Source organism: Chryseobacterium sp. UF-81 (assembly GCF_058245105.1).
The window spans coordinates 298,169-316,300 of record NZ_JBSIBX010000003.1 but is presented as its reverse complement, the minus strand read 5'-3'; the positions used below and the strand labels follow the sequence as shown (position 1 = coordinate 316,300).

Genomic DNA, 18,132 nt, shown 5'->3' with positions numbered 1-18,132 from the left:
TAAAATTGAATGTATTAAACCCTCTTCGGTAAATTATCATCCGTATTATTGAATTTTCCAGCTGATCCCGAACATAAAATTAGTTCCTGCCTGTGAAAAATAATATGGATCTCCACCATAAACTGCTCCGTTGTTGACATACTTTCTATTAAAGAGATTATTCACCAATAATTTTAAAGCAATATCATTATGGGCTATCGTAAACTGGTACTGAGCATTGAAATCTGTCAGGAAATAATCTTTGAGTTCCAGGTTTTTGTCTCCGGTATTATCCAGATACTGTTTTCCTACATATTGGTTCGTTAAAGCAAACAGAAAGCTCCTGGAAGGATTGAACTTCAGGCCAAGATTGGCTATCACATTCGGGGAAAATGAGATGTCGGTATCTCCCAGATTCTGAAGAGCTCCATTGTTTTTAATCTTAAAATCAAGGTTTCTGTTCTGACTCAAACTGACATTTCCGGTTACTTCCCATTGCTTTGAAAGTTTAGCCAATGCTCCGATCTCAATACCTCTTCTGTAGCTTTTTCCTGAATTGGTTCTGATAAATGCTCCTACATTATTCAATTGTCCGTTCAGCACTAACTGATTGACATAGTACATATAATATAAGTTGGCCGTTAATGATAAGATTCCAAACTGTTTTTCAATACCTGCTTCAAAATCGTGAAGTTTTTCAGCCTTCACTTCATTATCACTCATCAGGTCATCCCTGTTTGGTTCGCGGTGGGCATGCGCGTATGAAAGGAAAACTTTTCCGTTTCCTATTTTATAATTTAACCCTGCCTTTGGGTTAAAGAAAAGCCAGTTCTTATCAAGATTTCCGCCTTCTCCGTCTCCGGCAGCCAGGATTTTGGTGTCATAGTCAATATTTCTGATCTGGAGGTCTCCGAAGAATTCAAAGTGATCTCCGGCTCTCCATAAAGCTTTTGCAAAGCCCGCCAGCTCAGTTTTTACCGAACGGTTTCTATAGTATTCATATTCATTGATCTGTGGAAAATAAACGCCCGTAACGTTTCCAAAATGTCTTCCGTAGTACTGGTTCGCTACCACACCGAAGTTAAGGTCTACACGATCCAACTTTCCGTAAAGTGTGGATACAGCCCCGTAAAAATCATTATCCAGCCATTTTTTCCTGATAAAATCTGTTATTTCCACCGGAGATCCATTTACTATAGGTACAGGCAGATTGTAATTAGAATAATGCGTAGCCTCTGCGTCTGTTTCATCAACCCTCTTATAGTTTTCATAATAGCCTCTCCCTTTGGTATAATGAAGTGTTGTTTCCAGGTTCCAGTTATCATTGAATTTCTGTTCCCACAAAAGCTGATAATGGTTCTGTCTGTAATTATCCGTCTCGTTATCATAGAATTTCTCTTCTCCGGTGAAAAGATCCGTATATTGTCCTGAATAATTGAATTTCGGATTGGTTTCCCAAGTTGGCCGGTCGATTCCGTTCCAGGCCTGGTAGGTCTTTTCTTTTCCTCCAAAAGCCATCAGGCGAATTCTTGTGTTTCCCTCTTCAAACAATGCTGTGAAGTTATAAGAATCCAGCTTTGAAGATGCCCTGTCAATATATCCGTCGGAATGAATACGCGTATACCTTCCCATCACCGAAAGCCTGTTTTTCCAGAACTTTCCGGAACCCGCTTCCGCTGAATATTTATAGGTATTAAATGAGCCGTAGCTATCATCAGTCTTAAAATACATTTTCTCATCCGGATCTTTAGAGATCACATTGATGCTTGCTCCAAAAGCTGAAACTCCGTTATTAGAAGTCCCTACTCCTCTCTGGATCACGATCTGCGAGGCAGAACTGGTAAGATCCGGAACATTGACAAAAAATGTTCCCTGGCTTTCAGAATCGTTATACGGAACGCCGTTCATCATCACGTTAATCCCTTTTCCTTCTACTCCACGAATTCTGAATCCTGTATATCCAATCCCGTTTCCGGCATCAGAAGTTGAGATAATAGACGTTTGATTTTTTAAGAGAATCGGAAGATCCTGACCCAGGTTCCTGCTGTCCACATCTTTCTGTACATTGATGATTTCCTTGGCAACAGGCAGCCTTTTGGTAAAGTTGACAGCTTCAATTTCCCTGACCTTCAGGGAATCCTTATTTTGCGCCTGGATAAAGGCTACAGAGCCTGCAGTAAGCCCTAAAAAAAATAATCCTTTCATTCTATAAATTTTTAAAATTTAATGAATAAAAGGGGTAGATTATGATGAGTTATCAGTAATTGGTAATAAGTAATATTTTGAGAATTACTCATCTCTCATTACCTATTGCTCATTTTTAATTTCCCTAAACAGCATTATCTGTTCCAGGTTCATTGGGTATAATCTCAGCTTGTTAAAGCACCCCTTTATTTCAGCCGCAAAATTACGAAAAAAATGTGACATGGGGATTTTAGGTTTAGAGGTACGCGGTACTTAGTTGCGGGTTGTTAAAAATTTTTATAACGATTAATCTAAATAGACCTTTCTTAATGTAGTTACAGCAGTTTTAAAAACCTCACCATTAAGTTTCAAGCTTACTGCTTATAGCCTACAGCCTTTAATAAGTTTTATTTCTGGCGTCAATATAATAATAGTTCTTTCCGTCTTTCGTCACATCAAACATCTTCCCCATTTTCCAGCTGAAATTCCTTTTTATATTGGAATATTCGAAAGGAATGATCACCTTGTTGTTTACATCAATTACCCCAAATCTGTCGTTGTGGGAAGCCACGATCATTGGATCTGAGGTATCATCACCTTCCAGTATGTATAAATACTGATACTGGGGATAGATCTGGTAATCCCTGTAATCTGCCGCGTTCACAAATCTGGCTTTTTCAATGATTCCGTAAAAACCGTTTAAAACGTATGCCTGATAAAGCTGCTGCTTATAATCCTCTAACTTACATTTTCCAAGATCTGAATCTTTGAACTGATAGACCCTTTTTCCTGCTTTATTCACACGGTAAGAAATCATATCTTTTTCTACGGTAGCATATTCATTGGTCCCGAATTTTCTTATTTTTTGGTTGGGAGAATTCAAAAGATTGCAATCTTCATAAAAAAATACAGCAATATGATATTCAGGCTTGATAATAAATTTCCCGTTCTGATTAATATAACCGAATTTTCCATCCTCTTTTTTAGGAATCAAAACCGGAAGATCCGGATTAATGATCACCAGATCAGGTTTTGGCTTAGCCACTGCAGAGGCTTTCTTTACTACAGTTTTCGTTACATTTTTAACCGGTAGTTTCTTCACTGATTTCGTCTGTGAAAAAACGAAAACCGAAATAAATACACACCAAAAATTGAGGATATTCTTCATATTCATCATTTGCCTGCAAAATTACGGCCAAAAATAGAAATTATCAAATTCATATTTATAAAGAATCTAAATAATTTCATTCTGATAAAATACTAAAAAATTCGTAAATTTGGAAGCACTTTTTAAGTGTTTGATAATCTAAAAACGTTTTGGAGATATAATTTTGATAGGAATGCTATCAAAAAAGTGTATAAATCTTACCCAAAGAGAGTTTTTCAGCAAGACAAATCGCAGGTAAATTACTTACATTCTGTTAAGATCAAATATTTCACTTTGAAACGGAACATTATTTTACATTTTTAAAGGCGTAGATTGAGTTGTTAATCAACTACTATACTTATTTTTACAGGGCCTTGAATAGAATTTATCTCATTGTAACCTGTTAATGAAGAATAATAGTACTGATAACTATTGTAAATCTACTTTTAAAATTTAAAGACTTCTATTATTATGAATATGTATCAGGATTACATCCAAGAGATTGAAGAAAGAAAAAACCAGGGGCTAAATCCGAAACCAATTGACGGTGCCGGATTATTAAGCGAAATCATTGCACAAATTAAAGACCCAGGTAACGAATATCGATCGGATTCTCTTAAATTTTTCATTTACAACACCTTACCAGGAACAACAAGTGCTGCGGGCGTAAAAGCTAAGTTTTTAAAAGAAATCATTTTGGGCGAATCCATAGTAGAAGAAATATCTCCGGCCTTTGCCTTTGAATTATTATCTCACATGAAGGGAGGCCCTTCTATCGAGGTATTGCTTGATCTGGCTCTGGGTAATGATATCTCTGTTGCCAAGGAAGCAGCCAACATTCTTAAAACACAGGTTTTCCTTTATGAGGCGGATACCAACCGTCTGAAGGAAGCATTCAACAGCGGTAACGAAATCGCTAAAGAAATTATTGAAAGCTATGCAAAAGCAGAGTTCTTCACTAAACTTCCGGAAGTTGCCGAAGAAATTAAGGTTGTTACATTCATCGCCGGTGAAGGTGACATCTCAACGGACTTACTCTCTCCGGGTAACCAGGCTCACTCAAGATCAGACCGCGAACTTCATGGTAAATGTATGATCACTCCCCAGGCACAGGAGGAAATTAAAGCTTTACAGGCGCAACACCCTGACAAAAGCGTAATGCTGATCGCTGAAAAAGGCACAATGGGTGTAGGTTCATCCAGAATGTCCGGAGTGAACAACGTGGCCTTATGGACGGGTAAACAGGCCAGCCCGTACATCCCATTCGTGAATATTGCTCCAATCGTTGGAGGAACAAACGGTATTTCTCCGATTTTCCTTACCACTGTTGACGTTACAGGAGGTATTGGTATTGACCTTAAAAACTGGGTGAAAAAATTGGATGAGAATGGAGAGCCGATTCGTAACGAAGCAGGAGAACCAATTCTTGAGGAAGCTTATTCTGTAGCAACAGGAACCGTTCTTACCATCAATACAAAAACAAAAAAATTATATAACGGCGACCAGGAACTGATTGACATTTCTAAGGCATTCACTCCTCAGAAAATGGAATTCATCAAGGCTGGCGGATCATATGCAATTGTTTTCGGTAAAAAGCTGCAGACATTTGCTGCAAAACTTTTAGGAATAGAAACTCCTCTTGTTTTTGCCCCGTCAAAAGAAATCTCTCATGAAGGACAGGGTTTGACTGCAGTTGAAAAAATCTTCAACAGAAACGCAGTGGGAACAACTCCGGGAAAAGTTTTACATGCCGGTTCAGACGTTCGTGTACAGGTTAATATTGTTGGTTCTCAGGATACAACAGGTCTGATGACTGCACAGGAACTTGAATCGATGGCCGCAACAGTGATTTCTCCCATTGTTGACGGTGCTTACCAATCCGGATGTCATACCGCTTCTGTATGGGATAAAAAAGCGCAGGCCAACATTCCGAAACTAATGAAATTCATGAACGAATTCGGATTGATCACAGCACGTGACCCGAAAGGTGAATACCACGCCATGACTGATGTAATTCACAAGGTTCTTAATGATATAACGATAGACGAGTGGGCGATCATCATTGGTGGTGACTCTCACACAAGAATGTCTAAAGGAGTCGCTTTTGGTGCAGACTCAGGAACAGTTGCCCTTGCTTTGGCTACAGGTGAAGCGTCTATGCCAATCCCTGAATCCGTGAAGGTAACATTTAAAGGGAATATGAAAGAGCACATGGATTTCCGTGATGTCGTTCATGCAACACAGGCTCAGATGCTTAAGCAGTTTGGCGGGGAAAACGTATTCCAAGGCAGAATCATTGAGGTTCACATCGGAACACTTCCTGCAGACCAGGCATTTACATTTACAGACTGGACCGCAGAGATGAAGGCAAAAGCTTCCATCAATATTTCTGAGGACGAAACCCTCATTGAATCACTGGAAATTGCAAAAGGCAGAATCCAGATCATGATTGATAAGGGTATGGACAATCATAACCACGTTCTTCAGGGACTAATTAACAAAGCTGATAAGAGAATCGCTGAAATCAGATCTGGTGAGAAACCAGCTCTGACACCGGATGCGAATGCTAAATATTATGCTGAAGTTGTTGTTGACCTTGACGTGATCGTAGAACCTATGATTGCAGATCCTGACGTAAACAACGATGATGTTTCTAAACGATATACCCACGATACGATCAGAGCACTTTCTTTTTATGGAGGCGAGAAAAAAGTAGACCTTGGTTTTGTAGGATCTTGTATGGTTCACAAAGGCGATTTGAAAATCGTTTCTCAAATGCTTAAAAACATTGAAAAACAACAAGGTAAAGTTGAGTTTAACGCACCGCTTGTTGTAGCTGCTCCAACGTATAACATTATTGATGAGTTAAAAGCAGAAGGAGACTGGGAATTTTTAGAAAAATATTCAGGGTTCGAATTTGATGATAATGCTCCTAAAGGTGAAGCACGTGTTGAATACAAAAACATGATGTACCTTGAGCGTCCCGGCTGTAACCTTTGTATGGGTAACCAGGAAAAAGCCGCTAAAGGAGATACAGTACTGGCAACTTCCACCCGTCTTTTCCAGGGAAGAGTAGTTGAGGATTCCGAGCGTAAAAAAGGAGAATCTTTATTGGCTTCAACTCCGGTAGTTGTCCTTTCTGCTATCATTGGAAGAATTCCTAATATTGATGAATATAAAGCAGCAGTTGAAGGTATCGACCTGACTAAATTTGCTCCGCCTATTAAAGAGTTGGTCCAGGTTGGTCATAGTATAGCTTAACGTTAAGTCGTAGGACTGTTTTAAAAATTATATAATTGAAAGATTTGGTCCTTTGGGATTTAAAATCTTTCAATTTTTGTTTAGAACCTTTCTATTTAAGACTGCTTTAGAATTATTTAAAATAAAAATATAGAAAGAAATTCCATTTTTTTCTTAACTTGATAGAAATATAACATCCTCATTATTTATCATAATTATCCGTTTTATCATTGGAAGGAACAGATTTTGATGAACTGAATAACAAAAGATCTTTCCCGTTTCTAAATATAATTAATGAACGGAAAAGCTTATTAATAGAAAGAAAAATTAAAATTAAGATATGACTTTTGATATTGATATGATCAAAAAAGTATATGAGCGTTATCCTGAGAGAATTGCTGCGGCAAGACAAATCGTGGGAAAACCTCTTACACTTTCAGAAAAAATCCTTTACACCCATCTTTGGGAAGGTAATTCTACATCAGCACATGAAAGAGGAAACTCGTATGTAGACTTTGCACCGGACAGAGTAGCCATGCAGGATGCAACTGCGCAGATGGCGCTTTTACAATTTATGCAGGCAGGAAAAGCTAAAGTAGCAGTTCCCTCAACAGCTCATGCGGATCACCTGATCCAGGCAAGAGTAGGTGCTGAATCAGATTTACAGGAAGGAATCAACAAAAACTCTGAAGTTTTCAACTTCCTGAGCTCTGTATGTGATAAATATGGAATCGGTTTCTGGAAACCCGGCGCGGGTATCATTCACCAGGTTGTACTGGAGAACTATGCATTCCCGGGAGGTATGATGATCGGTACAGATTCTCACACGGTAAATGCAGGAGGTCTGGGAATGGTGGCCATTGGTGTAGGAGGTGCTGACGCAGTAGACGTAATGGCCGGAATGGCCTGGGAACTGAAAATGCCAAAACTTATCGGGGTAAAATTAACCGGTAAAATGAGCGGATGGACTTCTGCAAAAGACGTCATCCTTAAAGTGGCAGGAATCCTTACCGTAAAAGGCGGAACAGGATGTATCGTGGAATATTTCGGTGAAGGAGCGGAATCTCTTTCAGCGACAGGTAAAGGAACCATCTGTAACATGGGTGCTGAAATCGGAGCAACAACCTCTACTTTCGGATATGATGATTCTATGAGAAGATATCTGTCAGCAACAGGAAGACAGGACGTAGTAGATGCCGCTGATAAAATAGCAGAACACCTGACAGGGGATGCTGAAGTGTATGCCAACCCTGAGCAATATTTTGATCAATTAATAGAAATCAACCTTTCTGAACTGACCCCTCACTTAAACGGACCTTTCACTCCGGATTTGGCTACTCCTGTAGCAGAATTCAGAGCTAAAGCTGAAGCTAACGGATGGCCGATAGAAGTGGAATGGGCTCTTATTGGCTCTTGTACCAACTCTTCTTATGAAGATCTTTCAAGAGCAGCTTCTATCGTGGAAGACGCTGTAGCAAAAGGAGTTAAGCCTAAAGCAATCCTGGGAATTAACCCTGGTTCCGAGCAGGTAAAATTCACAGCAGAAAGAGACGGTTTCCTGAATTCTTTCAGAAAATTTGAAAACGCAAGGATTTTCACCAATGCCTGTGGACCTTGTATCGGACAATGGGACAGAGAAGGAGCTGATAAAGGAGAGAAAAACTCTATCATTCACTCTTTCAACAGAAACTTTGCCAAGAGAGCTGACGGTAACCCGAACACACACGCATTCGTAGCATCTCCGGAAATGGTAGCTGCAGTAGCAATTTCAGGACGATTAGATTTCAATCCGATTACAGATACTTTAACTGCCGAAAACGGCGAGCAGGTAAAACTTGATGAGCCTAAAGGTTCGGAATTACCGGCCAGAGGATTCGCAGTTGATGATAATGGATACCAGGCACCATCTGAGGACGGTTCTTCTGTTGTTGTGAAGGTAAGCCCTACTTCGGACAGACTTCAGTTACTGGAAGAATTCCCTGCCTGGGACGGTAAAAACATTGAAGCCGCCAGAGTATTGATCAAAGCTTTCGGAAAATGTACTACCGACCATATTTCTATGGCTGGACCATGGCTGAAATACAGAGGTCATCTTGACAACATTTCAAACAACATGCTGATTGGAGCTGTCAATGCCTACAACATGGAAACCAACCGTGTTAAAAATGAATTAACGGGTGAATATGGAGAAGTTCCGGCTGTACAGAGAGCTTACAAAGCTGCAGGAATCCCTACTATCGTTGTTGGAGACCAGAACTACGGTGAAGGTTCTTCAAGAGAGCATGCAGCCATGGAGCCAAGACATTTAGGTGTAAAAGCTGTATTGGTAAAATCATTTGCGAGAATCCATGAAACAAACCTTAAAAAACAAGGAATGCTTGGAATCACTTTCGCTAATGAAGCTGATTATGATAAAATCCAGGAAGATGATGTAGTTAACTTCTTAGATCTTGATCAGTTTGCTCCAGGAAAGCAGCTGACTTTAGAATTCATTCATACTGACGGAACTAAAGACATCATCATGGCTAACCATACTTACAACGATCAGCAGATCGATTGGTTTAAGGCTGGTTCTGCCCTTAACCTGATTAAGAAACAAGAAAATTAATTGTTAGAATAATTAATCATAGAAAAGCGGCTTCCTTCGGAAGCCGCTTTTATTTTAACCTGTTTTTAAAATTTAAATTCTACTCTTGCGAAAACGAAGCGTCCACCAATACCATATTGAGAAACCTGTCTTGAGTACACAAACTGGTTATCAGCCGTTAATGAACTGATATTGGGGCTTTTCGAAGGGAGAATATTGAAGATATTATTACTTCCTATTGTTACTGAGATATTTTTATTAAAATCATAACCTACGGAAAGATCGGTTACAAAACGTTCATTCAGAACGAAATGTTCTCTGCTTTCGGTAATTCCGTCAAAATTAGCATCCAAAACATCCGCATCCGTCACTTTTCCAAAGTAAGAATTTCTAAGCGCAACAGTAAGTGCAGAGAATTTCAGTGTATTGGCAAGAGTTGCCTTGATATGCGGTACGGCTTCTTCAAAATACACCCTGTTAGGTTCAGAAAAATAGTTATTGATCTGGCTTACCAGTTTCGGCGAGGCATGAATATCACCAATTCTCCTGGTCTGATTAAAATTAAGCCCCAGGTTATTTTCCAGAGATATCCCTTCTGAGATTCTTGTATTCTGGGAAACTGTAATATCCAGTCCTTTTGTCTGGGAGTCTACCGCATTGGCAAAGAAATTCGCGGCACTGGCTCTTGCCAGATCGAACGCTCCCTGCAGCACAGCCTGGTCCGAACCCGATGCAAAACTTCCTTCCGGACGGTAGAATAAATCGGTAAGCACTACTCTATCTTTAATTTTTATAAGATAGGCATCTGCTGTAAATACAAGACTTAGCGCCGGAATCTTCCAAGTAATTCCTGTGCTGTACGATTGTGAGGTTTCCTGTTTCAGTTTTGGAATTCCTAATGCCTGGGCTGCTTCAGAATTATTCCTGAAAGTTCCGACCTGCGTTGTCTGTCCCTGCTGAATCAGTGTAGAGGTTGAGCTATAGTAGATCTGCGCTAAAGAAGGTGCCCTGAATCCGGTGGAAACCGCTCCTCTCCAGTTGAAATTCTTAGCCAGTTTTACATTGGTCGCCAATTTATAATTGAACGTGGAACCGAAGTCTGAATAATTTTCAAAACGGACAGCACCTTCCAATAGCCACCAATCCGTTGGTTCAATTTCAACATCGGCGTATGCTGCTACACTGTTTCGGCTTCCTGAAATGGCATTATCCGGGCTGAATCCCGGAAAAACCTGGGAACCGGCAGGTCTTGTAACTCCAAAAAAATCGGTTACCTTTTCATTATCCGGGGTAGCAGCAATCACTACACGTCCATATATATCATAGGAAACATAAGAATTTTCATTTCCTGCATTCACTTTATAATTTTCATAGCGATACTCTCCTCCGAAGGCTACATTTAAGCCGTGAAGGACATCATATTTTTTGGAAAAATCCAGATTCAGGGTATTTTGTAAGAATTCTGATCCTCCTGCCTCAAAAGTTCTTGGTGATCTGTCTCCAAGAGAGGCATTAAATGTATTAACTACACCGAAATTAAAAGCATTTTTACCGAAAGTATTACTCAGATCTACATTCCAGCCATTCCATTTTCCTTTGATCCCTCCGGCTAAAGAATAGTCATTGACACTTGCTTCAATCTGTGGCAGATATCCATTCGGGGTAACGGCATTTATATTTCTTTCGGTGTTCGGCAGACGATAAAATCCGCCGGCATTTCCTAAACGGTAGCTGTACCCACCAAAGGAATACACTTTCCAGTCTTCACTGACCGGAATTTCAGAATTGAAAAAGAGCTGTGCCGACTGTAGTTTAGACTGTCCCGCTCTCAGACTGAAATCTTTTCTTTCCAGACCTCTGTAACTCAGTTCCTGATCGGTAAAATCTTTCCCTAGCAGTCCTTGTAATGCTGCAATGCTGTTGGCTCCCGATATCTGATTTTTAAAATCCTGTGAAAAGTAATCAACCTGTGCTGCATATTGCTTAACCGTATTGATGATCTGCTGAGTGTTGGAAGTATTGGTAATGTTTTTATATAATCCATCGATATTCACTCCGTTCTGCAATGCCCTGTAATTAATTGCATTATAGGCATTAAAAATATTCCCCTGACGTACGCCCGCTCTTGAATACGGATCACGATACTGTACGGAACCTGTTACATTAATAAATCCTTTTTCACCAATTTTTGCTCCGTAGTTCAGATCCGCTGAGATGGTCTGCCCATCTATTCCTCCGGAAAAATTATTGGCAACGGGTGAAGCATATCCTCCCAGGAAAACCTGTCCCGATAATCCCAACCGTCTTTTAAGCCCTAAATTCACGACTCCCGCAATGGCATCAGAACCGTATTGAGCAGAAGCCCCGTCTCTCAGCACTTCAATCTTATCCAGGGCAAAAGCAGGAATAGCATTAAGGTCTGTTCCCACAGAACCTCTTCCCGGTGTTAGCGTAACATTGATAAGAGAAGATTGGTATCTTCTTTTTCCGTTAAGCAAAACCAAAACCTGATCAGGGCCAAGTCCTCTGAGGAGAGCAGGGTCTACGAAATCTGTTCCATCATTTACAGTATGGGAAGTGGAAGAAAATGAAGGCACCACATAGTTGAGAGCCTGGCTTATATTGTTAACAGGACTCTGTCTTAAGATCTTTGAGATATTGATGATGTCTACCGGTACCGGGGTTTCTGTAAGGGATCTTCCGGATCCTCTTGATCCCAGGATCACTACATCATCGATCTTTTTGGATGATGCAGAATCCGTCTGTCCGAAGTAAAATGCTGAAATAAGAGCAGCTGAAGCCGTGATTATTTTTTTATCGAAATTACGCATGTGTTTTCTATATTTTTTATTACTGATTGTGGGTTAATTTTTGGCAATAGAATTCCTGCAACCTTTATTTTAAGGTTACGGTCAAAAGCCTGAATGATTGAATTATTTTTTAAAGAAGTCTAGAAACAACAACACATGCACATGTGAGAATGGCATGAAAACAGGTCAGAATAATGAAGGGATACTTCATGATCTGAGAAACGAAAATTTAAATTGGTCTTGTGGTTTCCCTTGTCTTTAAACATTGATTTTATTTTTAAAACAAAAATGTCAAGATGGGAGAAAATAGAGAATAAACATTTTTTCCGGGCATACCGGCTTATCTATTTCAGCACCTTGCTTGTTTTTGCAGGTTGCTATCCCATCTATGAGATTCTTGATAATTACGTGGCAAAGATATAATTATTTCGGAAATAAAAAAATAATTGCCCAAAAATTTAACTTTTCGGAAATTTCACCGTAACAAATTGCTCTTTTTTACGTCTAACTGAACAGTAGTAAAAAAAGCATTATGAGAAAAACTATACTTACGCTATCTCTGTTAGGGTCTGTTTTTGTCTTTTCACAGGAGAAGAACAGCAACAGTACAGAGAAAGAAAAGCAAATTGAAGGCGTAGTTATCACCAAAACTAAAAAAGCCGTTGAACAGAAAGCAGACCGTACTATTTTTGATTTTTCTGAACAGCCGCAGCTGAATAACGGGAATGTGCTGGAAGGTATCAAAAAACTTCCGGGATTGGTTTCTACCGATATCGCAGGAATGATGTACCAGGGAAAAATCCTGGATGTTTACCTGAACGGAAGGCCTTTAAATATCACTTCAAATGAACTGAATTCTTTTCTTGAAGGGATGCCTGCCAACTCGGTAGACAGAATAGAAGTGATCACCCAGCCGGGAGCAGAGTACCCGGCTACCTCAGGAGGTGCCATCATGAATATCATTACAAATAAGAATGCCAATAAGTATTTAACAGCAACCTATTCTGGAAATTACTCGTTTACCAATTACGATAAATTCAGAAGCAGAACCACTAATTCTTTAAATCTGAATGCAAGAAATAAACTTTTCGGATGGCAGCTGAATGTAGGCCAGAATTACCGTGAAAGTATGTTAAATGGCGATCAGGATGTACTTCTGCATAACAATACAGACAGAATAGGACGCGGATATTTTGCAAAATCAGGATTGACTTTTGATCTTGGACAGGACAGATTATTGCTGAACTACGATATTTACCACAACAATAATGACAACTATACTGCCAGTAGAGGACTTGCCGATATTCCCATAAGCTTTGATCCTGTCAAATACAGAGAAGCTGATTATGAAGCATCCGATGTCGCTCATACCAATAACCTGAGGCAGGAAGCTGTTGTAACGTATCAGAAGCGTTTCAGCGACAAGTCTCAAAAACTGGATTTCCAGTTCGGATATACCAAAGCTACTTCTAAATTCTCCCAAGACAATTTCTTCCAGAGAGGCTTTTATACGGATCCCTGGGAGCCTTTCCTGAATGTAGGCGGAGAAAATGTACTTGACAATAAGTCGGATATGCGGGTAGCCAACTTCAAGATAGATTATTCACAGCCGATCAAGCTTCTGGACGGTGGAAAAGTAAGTTTAGGCGGTTTGTATGAAAGACAGGATTATGATACGGAAAGTAAAGGCCTTACCAATCTGGAATATCAGAGACAGACGGCTTCTACCTACCTTGAATTTCAGGCAAAACTGAAAAAGTTTGACTTTACCTTAGGAGCAAGAGCAGAAAACTATGATATTTCCGGAATTACAAGAACCATAAAGGATAATGCTGTTCTGGAAAGAGATTTAACTCCTTTCAATAAATTCAAGCTTTTTCCGAATGCAAGTGTTCAGTATAGCGTAATGAATCAGGTGTACATTGCTGCGAACTACAACAAAAAGATTACTCTGCCAAGCATTTCTGCCCTGAACCCGAACAACGTTATCTTTGCCAGCCCGAATACGGAAGTTACCGGTAATCCGGATCTTCAGCCTACGATTTTTGATAATTATGAATTGAAAGTTTCAGCCTTTGATTATGCCTTCATTGGATACAGTGTAAGTTCTGCCAAGGATCAGGTAGCGCAGATCATCATGAAAAACGGCAAGAACCTTTACAATAAGCAGGTGAATATCTCAAATATGAAAATTCACAACTTTAATGTAGGTCTTCCTATACCGTTTATGATTTTCAGCAAACCGATGAGCGAGATCATGAAGTTTAATTTTAATCCTGACAAGATTAATTTCATGTATCTGTATGCAGGTTACCAGAAACATGATATTGACAATTTAAATAATAAAGGCTTCTGGATCTTTAATATCATGACCCAGTTGCTTCTACCGAAAGATATCAAACTGACAGCCAATTACAGCTATTTAACACCAAAGGCCGGATATTTCTATTTTACAGCAGATAAACCATTTAATAACAATCTGGATATTACACTGACGAAAAAATTCATGAATAATCGTTTGACCGTTTCTGTTTTTGCGAATGATATTTTCAACGGACAGGTGATGCAGGTGTATTCCAATCCGCCTGAAGGACAGCCTGTAATGATCAGAAGTAAGTATGACACGAGAAATTTCGGAATTTCAATCAACTACAAAATTCCTACGAAGAATAAACTGGCCAAGGAAGATCCAAACATCCTGAACCAGACTAAGAAAGAAGACACCGGCGTTATGCAGCAGGCACAGTAATTTTTTAGAATCAAAAATCATAAAATAAGGCAGTAAAGAAATTTTACTGCCTTATTTATTTAAAAACAATATAATCTAAAAATCTATAATCTGGAATCTCCAGTCCAGGGTATCAATAAGAGTAAGCTGATTTGCCTGTACAGGAAGTTTTGTGATGATCTTTAAAACCTGTAGAGCCATCATGCTTCCTACGATACCCGGCAGTGCTCCCAAAACTCCGAGACTGTCACAGTCCGGGATATCTTCATCAAAAGGTGGTTCCGCAAAGAGGTCTCTGAGATTTTTACTGCCTTTATAATTGAATACAGCAGTTTGTCCCGAAAAACCCAGGATACTTCCGTAAACCAAAGGCTTTCCAAGCTTCACACAGCTATCATTGATTAAATATCTGGAGGTGAAATTATCAGACCCGTCTACTATAATGTCATACTGTGAAAGGATTTCTTCTGCATTTAAGCTGTCGATTTTTATATCAATTCCAATAAACTTTACCTGATGATTAAGCTTATCGGAAAATGCTTCCGCACTTTTAACCTTTGAAACCCCAATTGTATTTTCGTTGTGAATGACCTGGCGGTTCAGGTTGTGAAGTTCCACCTCATCAAAATCTGCAACGCCTAAAGTTCCCACTCCGGCGGCCGCGAGGTATTGAATAACCGGACTTCCCAAACCTCCTGCTCCTATGACAAGCACTTTGGATGACATTATTTTTTTCTGACCCTCCAACCCTATTTCTTCTATAAATATCTGCCGGCTGTATCTTGCAAAAATATCTTCACTCATTTCTAATTATTTTGAACCATTAAGGTTTTTTTAAGATGTTAAGAGGATTAAGGCAAGTTTTGCTTTAAGATTTAAAATCTATTGATTTTTCTTAACCAACCTTAATAACTTCAATATTCTTAATGGCTTTAATTTTTAAATTCCTCCGTATGCAGAGTCCCAATCTTTCATAACCGGGTCGTAGCCTGCTTTTCTGATGCTGGCTTTCACTTCTTCCATACTGCGTTCATCGCTGGTTTCAAACTGTTCCAGGGATTCTACATCAACGGCATACCCTCCGGGATTTGTTTTTGATGCAGCGCTCATGGATGTTGCTCCGAGTGAGATGATATTGTCCCTGAATTTTTCGTTTTCTCTGGTCGATATGGATATTTCCAGGTCCTCGTTCCATATTCTGTAGGCACAGATCAGTTGCAGCAGATCTTTATCTTCCATAATAAAATTAGGTTCAATGATTCCTTCTGCAGGTCTTAATCTTGGAAATGAAACTGAAAAACGACTTTTCCAGTATTGCTTCTGCAAATAATCAATATGAAGAGCATTGAAAAAACTGTCTACACGCCAGTCTTCAAGCCCGAGCAAAACACCCAGCCCAATCTTATGTATTCCTGCTCTTCCTATTCTGTCCGGCGTATCCAGCCTGAAATGGAAGTTTGATTTTTTTCCTTTGGGATGATATTCTTTATAAACCTCCTGATGATAAGTCTCCTGGTAAACCAACACCGAATAAACCCCTTCCTGATGCAACTGCAGATATTCTTCTTCGGATAAAGGCTGTACTTCGATCGAGATATTGGCAAAATGAGGTCTCAGCAGACGGACCGCATTCAGAAAGTAAGAAACCCCAACTGTCTTATTGGCTTCCCCACTTACCAAAAGGACATGGCTGACTCCCATGGATTTCAGAACGGAAGCTTCTATCATCAACTCTGTATCGGAAAGGGTTTTTCTTTTTACGTCATTATCCAGACTGAAACCACAATACGTGCAGATATTCTGACATTCATTGCTGAGATACATGGGAGCATACAGCTGAATTGTCTTTCCAAACCGTTTCTGGGTAAGCTGGCGGGTCATTTTGGCCATCAGCTCCAATTCCTGTGCGGCGGCGGGAGAAAGCAGATTCAGAAAATCTTCTAAGGTTTTATGTTTCTTGTGAAGGCTGTTCAAAACATCGGAATGGGTTGTTTTTCCGAGCCTGGTTTTTACCTCATCCCAATGATAATGTGCAAAAACATCTTTAAAGCTGTTCATTTTGCTGTATTATTCAAATAAAAAAGAGGTCAAAGGGCTTGATGCTTCAGCATGATCAGCAATTGCCCCTAAACCGGATTCAAAGGCTCTTCTTCCTGCAATAACTCCTTCTTTAAAGGCCAAAGCCATATTCACAGGATTTCTTGCCACAGCAATTGCGGTATTGACAAGAACGGCATCAGCTCCCATTTCCATTGCTTTTGCTGCATCGGAAGGCGCTCCTATTCCTGCATCTACCACAACGGGAACATTGCTCTGGCTGATGATGATCTCCAGAAAATCCAATGTTCTCAATCCTTTATTGGTTCCGATTGGAGCTCCTAAAGGCATTACCACAGCGGTTCCGGCATCTTCCAGGCGTTTACACAAAACAGGGTCGGCATGAATGTAGGGCATTACGATAAATCCTAGCTTAGCCAGCTCTTCTGTTGCATACAGGGTTTCGATAGGATCCGGAAGAAGGTATTTCGGATCAGGATGGATTTCCAATTTCACCCAGTTCGTTTCCAGGGCTTCTCTTGCCAGCTGAGCGGCCAACACGGCTTCTTTTGCCGTTCTGGCGCCTGAGGTATTGGGAAGGAGATGAACATTGGTCTCTTTTAATGAGTCCAATAATCCGTCTTCTGCTGCGCCGGAATCTATTCTTTTCAGAGCCATGGTGACCATGTCTGTTCCTGAAGCGATTACAGAGGCCGCCATTTCCTGAAGGTTTCCGAATTTTCCGGTTCCCAGAAACAGCCTTGAATCAAATATTCTGTCTGCTATTATTAATTTCTGATTATTCATATCATTGCTTTTTTAAATTCACTGATCACAGATGGGCGGCTGGTAATCTGCCCCGAAACTGCGGCACCATATATTCCCACATGCTGAAGGAGTTCTATATCCTGAAGCGTAACTCCTCCAATGGCGTAGATCTTTGGAATGCTTATCGATTTGTCTCTTAAATTTTTAATAATATCCTGATAGCCTTCAAATCCGAGGATCGGACTTAATTTTTCTTTTGTAGCCGTAAATCTCAGAGGTCCTAAACCGATATAATCACATGGCTCATTGATCCTCTGGAGGACATCTGAAAAGGTATTGGCTGTTCCCCCGATCATTTTATTTTCCCCCAGAATGTGTCTCGCTATTTCAATGGACATATCTTTTAAACCCAAATGGACACCGTCTGCATCAATATCTTTTGCCAATTGAACATGGTCATTAATGATACAAACTGAATGGTATTCTGAGCAAAGCTTTTTTGACATTTCACAAAGCTGAAAAAAATCATTTTCATCAGCATTTTTCCAACGGACCTGTACCCACTGTATGCCATGGTCCAAAGCTTTACGAATGTTATTTTCCTGTTCTTCTTTGGTGTGTCCCTGTGATATGTATTGTAATTTTTCCATGA

General features: G+C 39.9%; 10 protein-coding genes and 1 riboswitch. Of the genes, 3 read left to right on the top strand and 7 right to left on the bottom strand.

The features are described from left to right. Positions 1-45: 45 nt before the first annotated feature. Together AC4IFE_RS06855 and AC4IFE_RS06850 are read right to left on the bottom strand one after the other, a co-directional pair. Positions 46-2,184 (bottom strand): TonB-dependent receptor, encoded by a 2,139-nt coding sequence (locus AC4IFE_RS06855; protein WP_490755835.1) that lies wholly within the window; start codon positions 2,182-2,184, stop codon positions 46-48. Positions 2,185-2,560: 376 nt separating this feature from the next. Further along, positions 2,561-3,331 (bottom strand): WG repeat-containing protein, encoded by a 771-nt coding sequence (locus AC4IFE_RS06850; RefSeq protein WP_490755834.1) that lies wholly within the window; start codon positions 3,329-3,331, stop codon positions 2,561-2,563. Positions 3,332-3,781: 450 nt separating this feature from the next. On the opposite strand from AC4IFE_RS06850, the gene AC4IFE_RS06845 reads away from it, so the two are divergent. Continuing rightward, on the top strand, positions 3,782-6,571 hold the full coding sequence (locus AC4IFE_RS06845; RefSeq protein ID WP_490755833.1) for a bifunctional aconitate hydratase 2/2-methylisocitrate dehydratase: 2,790 nt from the start codon (positions 3,782-3,784) through the stop codon (positions 6,569-6,571). A gap of 319 nt (positions 6,572-6,890) precedes the next feature. Then, positions 6,891-9,158 (top strand): aconitate hydratase, encoded by a 2,268-nt coding sequence (locus AC4IFE_RS06840; protein ID WP_490755832.1) that lies wholly within the window; start codon positions 6,891-6,893, stop codon positions 9,156-9,158. Positions 9,159-9,223: 65 nt separating this feature from the next. Here the strand turns inward: AC4IFE_RS06840 and AC4IFE_RS06835 are convergent, their stop codons facing one another. Next, the gene (locus AC4IFE_RS06835) at positions 9,224-11,968 is read right to left on the bottom strand and encodes a TonB-dependent receptor plug domain-containing protein (RefSeq protein ID WP_490755831.1); all 2,745 of its coding nucleotides are present in this window, start codon (positions 11,966-11,968) and stop codon (positions 9,224-9,226) included. Positions 11,969-12,257: 289 nt separating this feature from the next. Next, a riboswitch (SAM-I-IV-variant riboswitch) is annotated at positions 12,258-12,356 on the bottom strand. Between the two features lie 123 nt (positions 12,357-12,479). Here AC4IFE_RS06835 and AC4IFE_RS06830 point away from each other — a divergent pair. Next, positions 12,480-14,696: an outer membrane beta-barrel protein gene (locus tag AC4IFE_RS06830; protein ID WP_490755830.1), complete on the top strand. Its 2,217-nt coding sequence runs from the start codon at positions 12,480-12,482 to the stop codon at positions 14,694-14,696. A gap of 75 nt (positions 14,697-14,771) precedes the next feature. On the opposite strand, the gene AC4IFE_RS06825 is transcribed toward AC4IFE_RS06830, so the two are convergent. The 4 genes from AC4IFE_RS06825 to AC4IFE_RS06810 all read right to left on the bottom strand — a co-directional run bounded on the left by AC4IFE_RS06825 (position 14,772) and on the right by AC4IFE_RS06810 (position 18,130). Then, a complete protein-coding gene (locus tag AC4IFE_RS06825) occupies positions 14,772-15,479 on the bottom strand; it encodes a HesA/MoeB/ThiF family protein (protein ID WP_490755829.1) in 708 nt (235 codons plus the stop codon). 135 nt (positions 15,480-15,614) lie between these two features. After that, positions 15,615-16,733 carry a 2-iminoacetate synthase ThiH gene (thiH, locus tag AC4IFE_RS06820; RefSeq protein ID WP_490755828.1) on the bottom strand — a complete coding sequence of 373 codons (1,119 nt, stop codon included), beginning with the start codon at positions 16,731-16,733 and terminating at the stop codon, positions 15,615-15,617. Positions 16,734-16,742: 9 nt separating this feature from the next. After that, positions 16,743-17,519, bottom strand: a complete 777-nt coding sequence (locus AC4IFE_RS06815) for a thiazole synthase (RefSeq protein WP_490755827.1) — start codon at positions 17,517-17,519, stop codon at positions 16,743-16,745. Beyond that, positions 17,516-18,130, bottom strand: coding sequence for a thiamine phosphate synthase (locus AC4IFE_RS06810; protein WP_490755826.1), 615 nt, complete (start codon positions 18,128-18,130; stop codon positions 17,516-17,518). The genes AC4IFE_RS06815 and AC4IFE_RS06810 overlap by 4 nt, the downstream gene beginning before the upstream one ends. Positions 18,131-18,132: the final 2 nt, after the last annotated feature.